The 15922-nt window shown below is 54.0% G+C and carries 10 protein-coding genes and 3 pseudogenes; 9 read left to right on the top strand and 4 right to left on the bottom strand.

Features of this window, described 5'->3' with window-relative positions:
• Positions 1–5 precede the first annotated feature (5 nt).
• From ACIO0C_RS03245 to argE, 4 genes are read left to right on the top strand one after another with little or no spacing between them, the layout of a single operon-like run.
• Positions 6–836 (top strand): ABC transporter substrate-binding protein, encoded by an 831-nt coding sequence (locus tag ACIO0C_RS03245; RefSeq protein WP_401307715.1) that lies wholly within the window; start codon positions 6–8, stop codon positions 834–836.
• A 52-nt stretch (positions 837–888) separates the two neighbouring features.
• Positions 889–1620, top strand: a complete 732-nt coding sequence (locus ACIO0C_RS03240; RefSeq protein WP_401307713.1) for a class II aldolase and adducin N-terminal domain-containing protein — start codon at positions 889–891, stop codon at positions 1618–1620.
• Between the two features lie 22 nt (positions 1621–1642).
• Positions 1643–2320, top strand: coding sequence for a DUF1028 domain-containing protein (locus tag ACIO0C_RS03235; RefSeq protein WP_401307710.1), 678 nt, complete (start codon positions 1643–1645; stop codon positions 2318–2320).
• Positions 2317–3468: an acetylornithine deacetylase gene (gene argE, locus ACIO0C_RS03230; protein ID WP_401307707.1), complete on the top strand. Its 1152-nt coding sequence runs from the start codon at positions 2317–2319 to the stop codon at positions 3466–3468. Before ACIO0C_RS03235 ends, argE begins: the two co-directional genes overlap by 4 nt.
• A 604-nt stretch (positions 3469–4072) precedes the next feature.
• On the opposite strand, the gene ACIO0C_RS03225 is transcribed toward argE, so the two are convergent.
• Positions 4073–4453 carry a hypothetical protein gene (locus tag ACIO0C_RS03225; protein WP_401307704.1) on the bottom strand — a complete coding sequence of 127 codons (381 nt, stop codon included), beginning with the start codon at positions 4451–4453 and terminating at the stop codon, positions 4073–4075.
• 446 nt (positions 4454–4899) lie between these two features.
• Between ACIO0C_RS03225 and ACIO0C_RS03220 the strand changes: the two are divergent.
• Positions 4900–5133, top strand: a pseudogene (locus ACIO0C_RS03220) (hypothetical protein); the annotation flags it as partial.
• Positions 5134–5197: 64 nt separating this feature from the next.
• On the opposite strand, the pseudogene ACIO0C_RS03215 reads toward ACIO0C_RS03220, so the two are convergent.
• A pseudogene (locus tag ACIO0C_RS03215) lies at positions 5198–5321 on the bottom strand (AbrB/MazE/SpoVT family DNA-binding domain-containing protein); the annotation flags it as partial.
• Between the two features lie 216 nt (positions 5322–5537).
• Here ACIO0C_RS03215 and alr point away from each other — a divergent pair.
• Positions 5538–6767 carry an alanine racemase gene (alr, locus tag ACIO0C_RS03210; protein ID WP_401307702.1) on the top strand — a complete coding sequence of 410 codons (1230 nt, stop codon included), beginning with the start codon at positions 5538–5540 and terminating at the stop codon, positions 6765–6767.
• 567 nt (positions 6768–7334) lie between these two features.
• Positions 7335–7574: pseudogene (locus ACIO0C_RS03205) on the top strand (hypothetical protein); the annotation flags it as partial.
• A gap of 252 nt (positions 7575–7826) precedes the next feature.
• On the opposite strand, the gene ACIO0C_RS03200 reads toward ACIO0C_RS03205, so the two are convergent.
• Both ACIO0C_RS03200 and ACIO0C_RS03195 read right to left on the bottom strand, forming a co-directional pair.
• Positions 7827–10559 (bottom strand): EAL domain-containing protein, encoded by a 2733-nt coding sequence (locus tag ACIO0C_RS03200; protein WP_401307699.1) that lies wholly within the window; start codon positions 10557–10559, stop codon positions 7827–7829.
• A 24-nt stretch (positions 10560–10583) separates the two neighbouring features.
• The gene (locus tag ACIO0C_RS03195; protein ID WP_401307696.1) at positions 10584–12149 is read right to left on the bottom strand and encodes a methyl-accepting chemotaxis protein; all 1566 of its coding nucleotides are present in this window, start codon (positions 12147–12149) and stop codon (positions 10584–10586) included.
• A 509-nt stretch (positions 12150–12658) separates the two neighbouring features.
• Here ACIO0C_RS03195 and ACIO0C_RS03190 point away from each other — a divergent pair.
• Both ACIO0C_RS03190 and ACIO0C_RS03185 read left to right on the top strand, forming a co-directional pair.
• The gene (locus tag ACIO0C_RS03190) at positions 12659–12808 is read left to right on the top strand and encodes a hypothetical protein (protein ID WP_401307693.1); all 150 of its coding nucleotides are present in this window, start codon (positions 12659–12661) and stop codon (positions 12806–12808) included.
• A gap of 682 nt (positions 12809–13490) precedes the next feature.
• The gene (locus ACIO0C_RS03185; RefSeq protein WP_401307690.1) at positions 13491–15743 is read left to right on the top strand and encodes a putative bifunctional diguanylate cyclase/phosphodiesterase; all 2253 of its coding nucleotides are present in this window, start codon (positions 13491–13493) and stop codon (positions 15741–15743) included.
• The last annotated feature ends 179 nt before the right edge of the window (positions 15744–15922 follow it).

Raw genomic sequence — 15922 nt, 5'->3', positions numbered from 1 at the left:
TGACCATGACAGCGTTTGTTAAGAGTGTTCGCCCTATTGCCGTGAGCCTGTTGGGCGCCGCGGTTGCGATGACTTCGTTAGCGGCTTCGGCTTTCCAGCAGGAGGGCAGAATCATCGCCGGTTCCGATGCGACCTTCTTCCCCTATGAATACATGGAGAACAACAAGCCTGCTGGCTTTGATATCGAGTTCATGGACGGTCTGGGCAAGGTCATGGGCCGCAAGGTAGAGACCCTCGACACGCGTTTCCCCAACCTGATTACCGGTCTGCAGGCCGGTCGTTTCGATGTGACCAACTCATCTATGTACATCACTGCAGAGCGGGTCAAAGTCATTGACATGATTCCATACCTGAAAAGCGGCGAGTCGATCCTCACCCTCAAGGACAGCGCGTTTCAGCCCAAGCAGCCAGAAGAGTTCTGCGGTCACAAGATCGGATCCATGGGCGCCACGTCCTGGTTGGCGCAGATGCACAAGCTGTCGGAAGACTATTGCGTAGCGAAAGGGTTGAAACCGATCGAGATCAGTGAGTACAGCACTGACCCGCAAACGACCCAGGCCCTGTTGGCCCATGCGGTCGAAGCGCAGATCACCGACGCGGCTGTGGCCCGAGGCGTGATCGAGAAATTAGGCAGCCGCGTGGTGATTTCTTCTGACACGTTGATTTACCCGGTGTTGAACGGGTTCGGTGTGAAGAAGGGCAATGAAGTGGTCAAGAAAGCCTTACTCGAAGGGCTGGAGAAGTACCGTACAACGCCTGAATACGCCACCTTGCTCAAGAAGTACAACTTCCAGGCACCCACCGACGCCGACATCGCGGCCCTGATGCCGAAGTGACCTATTGCCTGCGCCGCACTCCGGTGCGGCCGCGCCCTGTGGAGAAAGATTCATGGCGTTATCCCTGGAAGAAAAGACACGCATCGATCTGGCGGCGACCTTTCGCATCATTGCGCACTTGGGCATGCATGAAGCGGTGGCTAATCATTTCAGTGCTGCGGTGTCGGCCGATGGAAAACAGTTTTTGCTCAATCCGAAGTGGAAACATTTCTCGCGTATCCGCGCCAGCGATCTGTTGCTGTTGAATGCCGACGATGCGTCCTGTGCCGACAACCCAAATGTGGACGCCACTGCCTGGTCAATCCATGGGCAAATTCACCGGTTGTTGCCGCAAACCCGCGCGGTGCTTCACTTGCACCCTGTCTATACCACGGCGGTGGCGTGCCTGGCCAAACCGCATATCCCACCGATAGACCAGAACACCGCACGTTATTTCAACCGCGTGGCGGTGGATGAGCTGTACGGAGGTATGGCTGATACCGAGGCCGAAGGGGCGCGCCTTGCCGGATTGCTGGGCGGCAAGAGTCGTTTATTGATGGGCAACCACGGTGTGATGGTGACCGCGTCGTCCATTGGTGAAGCGTTTGACGATATCTGGACTCTGGAGCGCTCCTGCCAGATCCTGGTTACGGCCTGGTCAACGGGGCAGTCGCTGCGGGTGTTATCTGACGAAGTGGCGGAGAAGACTGCGCGGAGTTGGGAAGGCATCGCGGATTTTTCGCGTCAGCATTTTGAAGAAATGAAGCAACTGATGATCGATGCCGATGCCTCGGTGCTCGATTGACTACTTGTAAACAGGAGCTGTCATGACTTTTTCCGTTGTTGCCCGCTGTGCCGATACAGGCCAATTGGGTATCGCTATCAGCTCATCAAGTATTGCCGTGGGTGCTCGCTGCCCTTGGGTACGCCCCGGCGTGGGCGCGGTGGCTTCGCAGAATATCACCATGCCAGCCTTAGGCCCCCAGACCCTCGACTTTCTGGATCAGGGCATGACGTCGAGTGAGGCGTTGATCGCCACACTCGCCCAACAGGAGCACAGCGAGTTTCGCCAGGTAACGGTTATTGATCACAAGGGCAGAACCGCACATTTCAGTGGCGCGCAGACCTTGGGCATCCACCATGCCGTCAGTGGAGAGCAGTGCGTGGCGGCCGGCAATATGCTTGCCAATCCCGATGTGATCGTGGCCATGGTTCGTGCTTTCGAGAACACGCCAGGGCATCTCGCCGATCGACTGCTTGCTGCGATACACGCAGGCAAGGCCAAAGGCGGGGAGGCAGGGCCTGTCCATTCAGCGGCGTTGGTGGTGGTCGACGACCTCATGTGGCCCATCGTCAATCTCCGGGTAGATTGGGCCGACCACGACCCAATCGGCGCACTCCACCAACTTTGGCAAGCTTATCGTGGACAAATGCAGGATTACATCGACCGTGCCATCAACCCGCATCTGGCACCGGGATATGCGGTGCCGGGAGATGACCGATGAGCCACAGCCTTGACCTGCTGGCACAGTTGGTGCGCTTCGACACCACCAGCCGCGAATCAAACCTGGCGTTGATCGACTTCGTTCGCACCTATTTGCAGGATTGCGGAGTCGCCTGTGAGCTGGTGTACAACGAGCATAAAAGCAAGGCTAATTTGCTGGCGACCATCGGCCCAGCCGATGTGCCTGGCATTGTACTGTCTGGCCATACCGATGTGGTGCCCGTGGACGGGCAACGGTGGAGCGTAGCGCCGTTCGAACTCACTGAAAAAGACGGCAAGTTGTACGGCCGTGGCACCGCCGACATGAAGGGTTATATCGCTTGCGTGCTGGCCAGCGTCCCGGCACTGATGCTGGCGCCGTTGCGCATGCCGGTGCATATCGCGCTTTCCTATGATGAAGAAGTGGGCTGCCTGGGCGTGCGTTCTCTAATCGAAAGGTTTCACCAACAGCCGGTCAAGCCGCTGTTGTGCGTAGTCGGTGAACCGACCGAACTCAAACCCGTTCTAGGCCACAAGGGTAAATTGGCCATGCGTTGTGAAGTGCATGGAGCAGCCTGTCATTCGGCCTATGCGCCGTCAGGCGTCAACGCCATTGAATATGCCGCGCGCCTGATCGGTGAATTGGGTCGGATCGGTGAAGTACTCAAGACGGAGCAACATCTGAATCCAAGTTTCGATCCACCTTTTTCTACCGTGCAAACGGGTGTGATTTCCGGTGGCAAGGCACTGAATATCGTCCCGCAGAACTGTACTTTTGATTTCGAAGTGCGCTCATTGCCAACCCAGGATCCTTGGCTCGTTGCGAACCAGCTACGTTGCTACGCTGAACTCACTCTGCTGCCTGCAATGCAGGCAGTCAGCAAGGAGTGCGCAATCAATTTCAGCGAATTGTCCAGTTACCCCGGCCTGTCTACCTCCTTGGAAAGCCAAGCTGTTGAATGGGTCTCTCAGTTTTGTGGCTCGCAGGATTATGGCACTGTTGCCTTTGGCAGTGAGGGCGGGTTGTTTGATGAGGCAGGTATTCCCACCGTGGTGTGCGGGCCGGGCAGCATGGAGCAGGGGCACAAACCCGATGAGTTCATCAGCCTTGAGCAGTTAAAAGCGTGTGATCGTATGTTGGGGAGGGTGTTGGCGTTTGTGAGTCAGTAAGCGCGTGTTGGCGTTTGAATCATTGTGTGAGAGTCATCGCATACCCATAGCTAAGCTGCGGTATGAAGTGGCGTCAACGAGGAGTTCGATCCTTCGGGCCGAGGGGCCCGGTTCTCCAAAAAATATTATTTCGCCACCCTTGAAACAGAAAAAAGGAAACGGAGCTCTATTATTTGATACCAAACAAAAGCAAATATCCCGATGCCTGCGCGCTTTCGAGGCGGCTACAGATTTTTGGGCTATCGACTCGTTGCTTTGCCATTGCTTTTGTCCCTATCTACTGCCTTCAAGAGCTTTAAGAAGTTCAATATGGCGGAGGAGGACGGACAGACTCACGCGCAGGAAAGAAGAAATCGCTACTTTGCGACGTATGTCGCGGCTAGATTTTGCTTTGAGCCACCCTAAACCCAGATCGGATTCAAGAACAGGGCGTGCTTAAGCTGAGACAATTTATGACGGTACACCATACTTTTTTATCGCATGAAACGCGGTTTGGCAGTAGGTGCGTAAACGCTCCATAAACTCCACCTGCACATGAAGTGCCGATTCAAGGATGCTGAGCTCCCATTTCTCGCTTGGATCAACCGATCCGCCGGACGGGATGTCAGTCGTTACGTGTCTGTTCAAGCCGCTTATCATGCTTGCTTGGCGGCAAGTTCGGCGTCGAGTGAAGCGTCAGCCAGACAGCCCGCAGAATGTTGATCGCGGCCATGTTCAGGTGTTGTTCGGCAGCGTGCAGGGCCAGCTCGGCTGCCAGGCGCTTGTCGGCAGCACTGAGGTGCGCCGTTTTTTGGGCCATGTCCGCATCGACGTTGGCCAACAGGCCCTGGAGTTCCTGCACCGCCTGATCCGATGCCTGACGTATGTCCGCCAGCAGACGGCTGGCTTCCGCAGGCGTCATGGCCAAGGCGCGGACGCTGCGAAAAGTCAGGCGGGCGGGCAAGGTGGCCAAACTGAAACCCGTCGAAATTAGCTTGCCAATCATGCGAACAACTCCTGTAACCGAGTGTTTTGGCAGCGTATCAGAGTAAATCGCAAAAAAAATGTCTGCTCATCGCTTGCCAGAATCAACTCTCCGCCTCTTTTTGGCATCAAGCGTCTGATCGTCATCAGAACCCTCGAATGATGCGCCCATAGGCACTTTGGAGTCGAATTCAGGCAGCCTTGGCAAAGTGTTGCACCTACGGTGACGGACGTTTATCCGTAAACGCACCATAAATCCCCGTCCTTTTATGGGGACGCCTCATGGGCTGGCACCAGAAAAATTGGGAGCACAGCATCGACGGGCTATCGGTTCATTTGAAGGTGTAGTTTGTGGAGCGGTTACGTAAGTGCCGTATTGACCCATTTCTCCTATAGTCGACGCTTCGGGCCAGCAGGGCTCGGCTATCGCATCTTCAGATAGGGCCTTGCTGAAGCGGAGTGTTAGAGATGGTCTTTACCTTCACCCTCAATTACGAACTGGCGTCTGACGAGAGCAACATGGACGCGCTAGTGGAACGCTTAGCGGAAGAAGGCTGCGATGATGCTTTGGTTGGAGTAGGGCAGCCTGGCCGTCGGGCTCTCGAGTTTGTCCGAGAAGCACCCTCTGCAGATGACGCAGTTGAGAGTGCCATTGAAGACGTACGCCGAGCCTTGCCTAACGCACGCTTGATCGAGGCAGCTCTCGCCCATCAATAATTGCAGGCGGCTTTCCTTGAGTGCGTCAAGGAAACGCATTGCGGATTTCTCATTTCTCCTGGGCGTTACCAAGCTGTCCGCTGTCCCAGGCTTCAGTGAGCTCGCCTATTCGATCCGCAATCTGAGGCTTTTTTGATAGGTAGGCAGCGCGTATTGCCGACAAATTCCTCGATCTACTACAGCGAGTCGCCAACATCAAGCTCCCGTCGTTTTATTGTAACCATCCGGCCAACACACCTTCCTGATGCCATCGCTTGGGCCTAGGTGAGTGCGAACAAATTTCTTACATGTTTTTACATCTTCGAACCCGGCGTACAACGGCAACTTACATCGCCTTCCAATAATCGGCACACGAATAATAAAAATACCGATTACATGGAGAGTTTCAAATGCCCTTTACCCGTACTTTTCTAGCGTTGTCCCTTGGTCTGATTTTTTGGCAGAGCCAAGCACAGGCGGCACCGCCGCTGTCGCTGACTAATGGCAACTCCGAGCTCACTGCACAAATCAGTAATGCGTGGATTGAAATCAACAAGACCGCGTTAGAACACAATATTCGTGCCTTGCAAGCCGAACTGGCCGGCAAGTCAAAACTCTGTGCGGTACTGAAGGCCGACGCTTATGGTCATGGTATCGGGTTGGTGATGCCTTCGGTGATCGCGCTGGGTGTACCGTGTGTGGCGGTCGCCAGTAACGAAGAAGCGCGAGTGGTTCGCGAAAGCGGCTTCAAAGGCCAGTTAATCCGGGTTCGCACCGCCTCCCTAGGGGAGCTGGAAAATGCTCTGCAGTACAACGTCGAGGAACTGGTTGGAAACCTCGATTTCGCTCGTCAGGCGGCCGATCTTGCACATCAACACGGTCGCAAACTGCAGGTGCACATCGGCCTCAACTCAAGCGGTATGAGCCGTAACGGCATGGAAATGGCCACCGAACAGGGCAAGAAAGACGCCGTGGCAATCACAAAGGTACCGAATCTTGAAGTGGTCGCAATCATGACCCACTTTGCGGTGGAGGATAAGGACGACGTACGCAAGGGGCTAGCAACCTTCAACGAACAAGCGGCCTGGCTGATGGACGTGGCCCAGCTCGATCGCAAGAAAATCACTTTGCACACGGCCAACTCTTTCGCCACCCTGGAAGTACCCGAATCGCGCCTGGACATGGTGCGTACGGGCGGCGCGTTGTTTGGCGATACCGTCATTTCGCGCACTGAGTATCGGCGCGTGATGCAGTTCAAATCGCATGTGGCCTCGGTCAATAGCTATCCCGCTGGAAACACAGTGGGGTACGACCGCACGTTCACCCTGACACGTGATTCCAAACTGGCCAACATCACGGTCGGCTACTCCGATGGCTATCGCCGCGTGTTCACCAATAAAGGTGTGGTGTTGATCAATGGTCATCGCGTGCCGGTGGTGGGCAAGGTTTCGATGAACACTGTGATGGTCGATGTCTCGGATGCACCCGACGTCAAGGCGGGTGATGAAGTGGTGCTGTTTGGCAAGCAAGGCGCAAGCGAAGTCAGCCAGGCTGAAGTCGAAGAGATCAACGGTGCGCTACTGGCCGACCTCTACACCGTCTGGGGCAGTGCAAACCCGAAAATACTGGTCGATAAGTAGTCCCACAATTATCGTAAAAATCACAGGACGCGCTCATACGGACACAGCTTTGCCGAGCGCTGACAAGCTCCAAGTATGACTGGGACTGACAGGAGAGAGCTCGCTTTCTCTTGTCGGAAGGTGAGCATCTTGCCTTTTTCCGCGCTGACTCAATGCGACACCGGTAATGGATACCCCTGGTTGCTGGCATTCTTGAACGGCCTGGGCTTTGAAGAACGTTGGATGCCCTCGGGCTGTCTTCACGCGGTACCTAGCTTCATGACCAGTTCGCGAAGCACTAAAGAAAGCACGTTTTTCAACGTTTTCCCTGATGCTTCGCTGATCGAACACTTTTATCCAAAGTCGTAGTGAAATATCAAAACGACGCTGGTAATGTCTTGGCTACGTTCGTCAAACCATTAAGGGATGGAGGCGAAAATAGAAGCCCTGGAGCCGCGAACCTCCGGGGCTTTGTTTTTCCTGTCGAGCGGTTGTGCCAAGCAGGTATTCGCAGTTCCCGGGTTCACTGTTTTTCCGTCGTGAGAAAATAAAAAACACGTAGGGTCTAGCTGAAGCGGAGTGTCAGAAATGGTATCTACCTTCACCCTTAATTACGAACTGACGTCTGACGAGAGCGACATGGACGCGCTAGTGGAACGCTTGGCGGAAGAAGGCTGTGATGATGCGTTGGTCGGAGTCGGGCTGTCAGGCCGCCTGGCGTTGGAGTTTGTCCGTGAAGCACCCTCTGCAAGTGACGCAATGGAGGGCGCTTTAGAAGACGTGCGCCGAGCTGTACCTAACGCACGTCTGACCGAGGTAGCTTTCGATCCATCACTGTCTGCAGCCGGCCTTGCGTGAGTTCGTCTAGTAGACTCGTGCCGATGATGCCCGGTATCAGGCGAAGCGTAGTGGACGCAATCAAGTGCATCGGTAACTCGACTAATCCCATTGAACATTGATCGCTCGCCAAAAAAGTGGGCTTCGATTAAAAGAAGGGAGGGCCAGGGCGAGCAGGGGGCTTTACCAGAGCAAATGACGCATCGCTCACCGCTCGGACAGGGTGGAGCAATAGAGGCGGTCTTAATCTGTGAACATGATCTGACACCTATTTGTAGTAGTCGTGTTGACGATGTGCTCGCTTGCCCCCGGTGCGCTTGGCGTGGTTAGCAACATAGAGCCCTCACTCTCGACCTTCACCGAGTTCGTCAGCATTAGACGCTCAAACTCGATCAGCGGCATTGGCCGCCCAAACAAGTAGCCCTGGAAGCTCCGGCAGCCGAGCTCCAGCAGAGCGATGTGTTGCTCGTGACTCTCCACCCCTTCGGCAATCACCTCGAGCTGCAGACTACTGGCCAAGGCACAGATGGCTCGGACAATTGCAAGACTGTTTGAATCCCCCGGCAGCTCGCGAACAAACGACTGGTCGATCTTCAATTGATCCAGTGATAGTTGTTGCAGGTAGGCCAGCGACGAGTAACCGGTGCCAAAGTCGTCAATCGAGAAGCGGATGCCATGGGCTTTGAGTTCGCAAATGCGAGCAACGGCACATGGCAAGTCGTCAAGGAGTAGCGTTTCGGTAAGCTCAAGTTTCAGCCTGTGCGGATCTGCACCACTTTGCTCCAAAATATGAAGCACTCGCTCGACAAAGTTTGGCTGATAGAGGAGCCGTGCGCTTACATTGACGGACAAGCTGAGCGATGCTGTGGTCGTTTGGTATTGCCACAACGCTAGTTGATGGCAAGCCTTCTGCAGCATTTGCATATCCAGCGTCTCAATCAAGCCGGCGAGCTCAGCCACCTCAACAAAGGCCGCTGGACTCAGTAGGCCACGCTGAGGGTGTTGCCAGCGTGCTAAGACTTCAGCGCCAACCAGCGAACCTGTTTCATCCAGCTGTGGTTGCAGGTAGGGGATGAACTCTTCAGACAACAGCCCCCGGCGGATATCCTGTTCGAGGTTCAGGCGCTCGCTGATGGCCTCTTGCATGCGTGGATCGAAGAACCGCGCCGTATGCTTGCCCGCCGCTTTAGCCTCATACATCGACAAGTCCGCACGTTGCATGAGCTCATCTATCGAACAAGAACTGTCGTTGAACAGGGTTACGCCGATACTCGCACTGCTGCGCAGCTCCAGTCCGTCAGTTTGGTAAGGTTCGGCCAGTGTCGCTAGCAGTAATGTGGTGACATGCTCGACCTGAATGGCGGCCTGTTCTGGTTGCTTGTTGAGGTGCTCCAGCAGCACCACGAACTCATCGCCGCCAAGGCGCGCCACTGTGTCACTCACCCGCACTGCGCCGTTGAGTCGTGCAGCAGCCAGACACAAGACTTTGTCACCAATATGATGCCCATGCAGATCGTTGATGTTTTTAAATCCGTCGAGGTCAAGAAACATCAGCGCTGCGCATTCGCCGCTACGCACGCAACCATCCAGCACGTGCTGCAGGCGATCTAGGAGAAGGCTCCGATTGGGCAGGTCTGTTAGTCCATCAAAAAAGGCAAGGCGCTGGATACGCTCCTCGGCTGCCTTGCGCTCGGAGGTATCGTCAATCGATGCGACGTAATTGATAACCTGGCCCTGGGTGTTTCGTACCGCGCTGATCGACAGCCATTCGGGGAAAATTTCTCCATTTTTACGCCGATTCCAGATTTCACCTTGCCAGCGATCTGCCGCCTTGAGCTGTTGCCACATGTTTTGATAAAACGACAGACTCTGGCGTCCAGAGCTAAGCAGGCTGGTTCGCTGTCCAACAGCTTCCTCGCGGCTGTACCCGGTGATGGTGCTGAAGGCCTGATTGACTCGCAGGATGCGGTTGAACTCGTCGGTGATAATCATGCCTTGTTGCGTTTCAAACGCGGCGGCTGCGATGCGCAATTCATGTTCGTCTTCGACCCGCTGGGTTACATCGCGGGCGAGTACTACCACCGCTTGCTTACCATTGAGTCGAATATCCAGACGCTGGGCATGACCCTCAAGTATTTTTATGCCATCTGCGCTCTGCCGAGTGTATTCGATGAGTTGGGGTCTATCGCTGGCCAAGGTCTGCCGTATGAAGTCCATAAAACGCTCGGCCTCGTTTTGAGGCAATACATCGTGCACGCTTTGGCCAATACGTGCAGTCAGGGCACCACTGTGCGCCTCTTTCCTGGAAGGGGTCACCTCAAGATAGAGTCCATCTTCATCCAGCACCAATAGGGTGTCAGGGATCGCCTCGGTGATTGCGCGTAGGCGCGACTCCCTCAGTTGCAGGGCGAGCTCTGTCCGTTTGCGTTGCTCGATCTCTTTGAGCATCAGACCTAGTACGACCGTCGCAACAGGCATGACCAGCAGCAAGGGAACAGCTGTCTGTTCCAGGCTGGATGCTGCTTGTGCTGTGGGCAACAACAGCATATCCAAAACCTGCATTAACAGGCCTAAAAACCAAAGCTGCCAAGGGCCGATAGTGAGCTTGCCGCTTAAGGAGCAGTGCCGGTACAAGAGGCCAAACACAATGGATAGGCAAATCTCCGCCAGACCAAACGCCATACCGCTGCCACCCATCCATATCCGGTAGATACCCGCGATCAGGCCGGCAACGCCGGCTACGAGTGGCCCGTTAAATAGTGCGGCCATGCTCAGAACCACGCTGCGGCCATCGAAGAATATTCCGGGCTCTGGCGAGATGGGATTTAGCATACCAATCACGCAAATAGCGCCGAATAGCAGTCCTAAAACCAATTGTATGGCTGTGCTGTGCTTGTCCCAGCGGCGCGTAATGAATGCGTGCAGCCAGCACAAAGCCAAAAGCAATGCCGCTCCATTAATTAGGCTGATAATCAAGACGACCCTCTCCCTTAGGTCTGGTTACCTGTTGAAGCGTTCAACCAGAGCCCGTAAACCACGGGAGGTAGTTTCAAGCTCACTGCCACGAGCGACTGCTGCGTTAGCATTTTTAGCTGTTCGATCAACGGTTCCAGCGACGTTGTTGATCTGCCGAGCAATATCTTCGGCGACATGCGCCTGTTCTTCTGAAGCGGCGGCCATTTGCTGACTCATGCCACTGATGCGTTCGACCGCCTCACGAATACCTTGAAGGGCACCCTGCGCCTCTATGACCTGTTGCACGCCGTGATCTGCCTCGCGGATACCGAGTCTGGCAATGCTCACCGCTTCATCAGCACCCTTTTTAAGGGTTTCAATAACACTCTGAATTTGTTGGGTAGACACGCGGGTTTTACTGGCCAAAGCGCGAACTTCATCAGCGACCACAGCGAAACCTCGGCCCTGTTCACCAGCCCTGGCTGCTTCAATTGCCGCATTGAGGGCCAGCAAGTTGGTTTGATCCGCAATAGATTGGATCACCCCGGCAGCCGTCATGATTTGCTGCGTTTCATTGGTGAGGTTATCCACTGCAGTGCTGATGTTTGTTACCGTGCTGGCCAGAAGCTGAATCGCCTCTCTAGTGGTACCGGCGACTTTGTTGCCTTGTTCGGCCAGTTCATTCGCTGTTTGCGCCTGAGTGGCGGTTTGTTGAACATGCCCCGCCACCTCACTGATTGAAGCCGCCATTTCAGTCATGGCGGCTGCGGTCATGTCCGTTTCGGCCCGCTGCTCGAGCAAGGCATGTTCAGTTTGGTTAGAGAGCAGGGAGGAATGTGCTGCGGCTTCAGCCACCTGGCTAGCCAGATCGCTCAGTCGAGTCAAGGCGGTCTTAAGGCGCGCATCTTCGCTGATTAGTACCATTTCCAACTGCGCTGAAGGGCCGTATGTATCGCTGTAGGTGAGGGCGCTGATCGGATCACTGAAAGCATCAGGAGCGCTTTTAATGATTCGATTGAGTTGGTTAACCTCGCGCATATAAGTCCACAATCCAATGGCTAGAAAGAGCAAGGCGATTATTGTTTGCGCCATCAGATTCGGCAGCGTGTTAACCACTCCGATAGCTGTCAGCGCGGCAATTACCGGGAAAATCAGCCTACCCATAAAAGCGGCATAGTGGCGCCTTTTCGGTACGGCCTTTTTGCCGGCACGAAGTCGCTGATTCAGTGTTTGTGCACGCTCAATCTGTTCGCGAGTCGGCTTGACCCTTACGGACTCGTAGCCTACTAGATGGCCATTTTCGAGAATGGGAGTCACGTACGCATTGACCCAGTAATAGTCGCCATTTTTACAACGATTTTTAACGACTCCCATCCAGCTTTTGCCTGCCTTCAGGTAGCTCCACATCATCCCAAAAACAGCAGGTGGCATGTCGGGGTGGCGAACCAGATTGTGTGGGCTACCGACCAACTCCTCACGGGAGTAGCCGCTTATTTTCGTGAACTCATCATTGCAGTAGGTGATTTTACCGCTGGAATTTGTAGCTGAGATCAAGCGCTGCTGGGCTGGAAAAAATTGCTCAACAGACGTAATCGTTTGAGTTGCAAGCAAGGTTAATTCTCTACAAAAAAGGCATACGTTATGGCCATTATGCCATCACCGCTCCTATTGTCGTAATTTTTGTGCGGTTATTGAGTTGAGTTGAGGATTGCCGATTTTCATCGCGTGGTTTTCCGTCAAGGATGCGTTTAATCTGGAGTGCACATCTGCTGCAGCTTGCATGAGGGTTGGGGTATTTGGCATGGCAGGGAAGTCGAGGGGGGTAATGGGCCTCAATAATCTAGAGCAAGATCTAAATGCGACCTCCAGGGTGTCGCCTCTGATCTGAAGTGGTCAGTCGTCGAGTTGATACGAATAGCCGAGCGCTTAAGTTTCGCAGGACTTGAAGCAGGCGCTCAGGTCGTTTTGAGGATGTGCTCCGTGTTCCATGCTGATGAAAATCGATTGACGGCATGCACCGATCAGATCGGGGCTGCGTAAATAATTCGAGCAAAGAGGTAAACGACTTGCAAGACTTAGAGTCAGTAAATAAATCACGAGTGGAGGATATAAAGCACTCCATGGATGATTTGCTAGGTGCAATAACAATGCTTTGCGAAGCCGGCATGGTTGAGGAAGCAAATATCCTTCTGGGTGCCCTTCAGGAGCTGAAAAAGTTAATGAGCTGTATCAAAGTTTGCGATGACGGGGAAGTCTTGATGATTCACTAGGCAACGTGAAGATTTATGAGGGTAAGTTATGTGGGGGGCATAAACTGAAATGTCCGTAACTGCTTAATTGGCCCGTTTAAGGTTATGGGAGATTTGAGGGGATCAACAAAGCAGAGCAAGATCTAAAGCGTAAACTTAAAGGGATTGCCTTCAGTCTTGAAGATATCTGCGTAGACCTTGGGCGTCTCGCAAGTCAACTCAGTGATGCTGATGCGGTGGAGCTGACGGATCGGATTGACAAGCTCCACACTGACGTGGATCGACTCAAGGTGTATGCGGATGAGGTTAGGATGGGATAGATTCTGCGGGTGAAGCTGTAGCCCAATCTATTGCTTAAAATTGGCCAATGCCCAGTTGCTCAAACGACCGGCCACCAAACTCAAGTTTCCGTGGCTGAATCGATACCCCTAAAAAACCTAGGTTTACGATGCATCTTACGTAGCGGAATAGCCATGAGTGATGGCATAGTGCTATCGCTGATCTGTGCCCAGGAGTTTTGAAAAAAAATGATCGTTATTCCAGTAAAAACTATTCATGAATGTAGAGCCGCTCCTAATGATACTCCCGTTAGATTCAGCTCACGAAAGCTAGCGGACGTTGAGTTGCTGCTAAATATGAGCCGGAAATCGCGTTGAATGCGTGCCGGGTAGCTGAGTAAAGAATATTACAGATAGGTGTCGTAATGCAGCGTAGCTCTGAAAACCTCGCCATAACGTATATTCAACTGCTAAAAGAGGTCGCCGTCGCGGCGAATGAAGCCATTAGTGTTGATGCGGCGCTGCTCCTGGTTTTGCAAAGCATTTGTCAGATCACCGGTTGGCCCGTTGGGCACGCGTTCAAACTTCGGGAGGGTAGCCTGCATTCCAGTGGCATTTGGCATGTCGATGAACACTTTTCTGACGGCGCCCTCGGAGCTTTCCGTCAAGCTACTGAAGAGCAATGTTTTGCCTCGGGGATAGGACTGCCGGGCAGGGTCTTGGCTGAAGGTCGCCCTGTGGGCATGAGCGATGCGAGGACAGAAGCCACCTTTCGTCGTCAGTCCTCTGCTATGCAAGCAGGTCTCACCGCTGGATTTGCCTTTCCGGTGTATTCCGGTTACCGCATCACTGCGGTGCTAGAGTTTTATGCCCCGACCTCGCAGCAGCTAACACCTGAACTGCTGGAGATCATGACGCAAGTCGGTGTCCAAGTGGGGCAAGTATTCGAGCGCGAAGCAGCTCAAAGTGCGCTGCAATCCAGTGAGCAGCGCAGTCGTCAGATCATCGATAGTGCCGGTTACGCCTTTATCGCCATCAATGCCCAGGGAGTTGTTACTGCCTGGAACAAAGCGTCAGAAAAAATCTTTGGTTGGCCTCGGGCAGAGGTAATTGGGCACATGGTCTCTGACATCTTAGCGCCGGTTCAGCACCGCGAAGCGCATCGAAAAGGACTGGAGCGATTCGTCGCCCATGGCAAGGCCCTTATCAACGGACAACGACTTGAGCTGGCAGTCATGCACCGCGACGGAGGGGAATTTCCTGTAGAAATTAAGCTCTGGTCGTTCAAAGAGAATCATGAATGGAGCTTCTTCGCCTTCGCCCACGACATTACTACGCGCATTGAGGTCGAAGAAGACCTTGAGCACCGGGCGCTGCATGATTCGTTGACCGGACTTCCTAACCGGACGTTAGTACTGGATCGGTTGCGCCAATGCTTATCCCGTAGAGATGCATCCAATACCGGCCTTGCCGTGTTGTTTATCGATCTGGATCATTTCAAACGAATTAACGACAGCTTTGGCCATGATGCAGGCGATCAAGTTCTCATCACTGTGGCTCAACGGTTGCAAAGCACCATGCGGCCTTCCGACACAGTCGCACGTCTGGCTGGCGATGAGTTCGTGGTGGTTTGCCCTGAGGTCACCGCCTACCGCGATGCGGCGGTCATCGCCGAGCGTCTGTTGAAGGCGCTGGTACCGGCTGTTCAATTAAAAAACGATGAAGTCTTCGTCGCGGCCAGTATCGGGATTGCAATGGCGGAGTCGGGTCATGATGCTGAAAAGTTGATTGGCTCGGCTGATATTGCCATGTACCAAGCCAAGACAAGTGGCCGAGCCCGCTACCAATTGTTTGACGGGCAGATGCAGATGCAGGTCGCGGCCCGACTGCGCATTGAGCGCGATCTGCACCGTGCCATCGCCAATGGCGAGTTTCGTCTATATTTCCAGCCCGTAATTGCCGCCGCCAGTGGTGCAGTGGTTTCAGTCGAAGCGTTGTTGCGTTGGCAACATCCGGAAAGAGGGCTGCTGTCACCCTTAGAGTTTATTCCGATTGCCGAGGAAACGGGTTTGATTGTCCCCATAGGCACCTGGGTCATCGAGGAAACTTGTCGACTGGCTCAAGCCTGGGGCCTTCTGCGCGATACCTGTCTGCCACTTGGCGTCTCGGTCAACCTGTCGGCGCGGCAGCTGATTCAGTCCGATTTGATCGAGAAGGTCACGCGTATTTTCAGTCTCACTGCCTTCGATCCGACACGAATCGAGTTTGGCTTCGAAGTCACGGAAACAGCCGTGATGAGCGATCCTGACGCCGCCGCCGAGACATTGCAGGCGCTGCGCGATCTCGGTGCCCGCATATCGATTGATGACTTCGGTACCGGTTATTCGTCGTTGGCGTATCTCAAGCGGTTTCCAGTTGATACGCTCAAGGTTGATCGCTCCTTTGTGATGAACATCGACAACGACCGAGTTGATCAAGCGATCGTCCGCGCAGTCACGGACTTGGGTCATAGCATGGATCTGATGGTTGTCGCCGAAGGCGTCGAAACAGCGGAACAAGCGCAAATATTGCGTCAGCTAGACGTCGACTTACTGCAGGGATTCCTCTACGCCCGCCCACAACCCGTAGAACAATTGGAAGCCTTGCTGTACGGGACTCAGACCGTACCTACCTGTTAATTGTGCCGGTAGGCAGTCACCAAATTTGACTGAGGGCGGGGTAGGAAGTGTCCTGCCCCACTTTTCGCGAGTCATATCTTCCAATTTGGAAAGGATTGTTTCAGATCAATCACGTCAAGGACGGTATCAGTGTAAGCGTTCCAGCAATGGATCTTGCGGCCCTTGATGCATCGCAGCGA

It is taken from the genome of Pseudomonas sp. NPDC087336 (genome assembly GCF_044744285.1).
Taxonomy (GTDB): Bacteria; Pseudomonadota; Gammaproteobacteria; order Pseudomonadales; family Pseudomonadaceae; genus Aquipseudomonas.
The sequence above is the reverse complement of the archived record's forward strand: the minus strand, read 5'-3'. Positions and strand labels throughout refer to the sequence as shown.

Coding starts and splice junctions, on each gene's coding strand:
- ACIO0C_RS03245 (WP_401307715.1), top strand. CDS start 6: ATGACAGCGTTTGTTAAGAGTGTTCGCCCTATTGCCGTGAGCCTGTTG.
- ACIO0C_RS03240 (WP_401307713.1), top strand. CDS start 889: ATGGCGTTATCCCTGGAAGAAAAGACACGCATCGATCTGGCGGCGACC.
- ACIO0C_RS03235 (WP_401307710.1), top strand. CDS start 1,643: ATGACTTTTTCCGTTGTTGCCCGCTGTGCCGATACAGGCCAATTGGGT.
- argE (WP_401307707.1), top strand. CDS start 2,317: ATGAGCCACAGCCTTGACCTGCTGGCACAGTTGGTGCGCTTCGACACC.
- ACIO0C_RS03225 (WP_401307704.1), bottom strand. CDS start 4,453: ATGATTGGCAAGCTAATTTCGACGGGTTTCAGTTTGGCCACCTTGCCC.
- alr (WP_401307702.1), top strand. CDS start 5,538: ATGCCCTTTACCCGTACTTTTCTAGCGTTGTCCCTTGGTCTGATTTTT.
- ACIO0C_RS03190 (WP_401307693.1), top strand. CDS start 12,659: ATGGATGATTTGCTAGGTGCAATAACAATGCTTTGCGAAGCCGGCATG.
- ACIO0C_RS03185 (WP_401307690.1), top strand. CDS start 13,491: ATGCAGCGTAGCTCTGAAAACCTCGCCATAACGTATATTCAACTGCTA.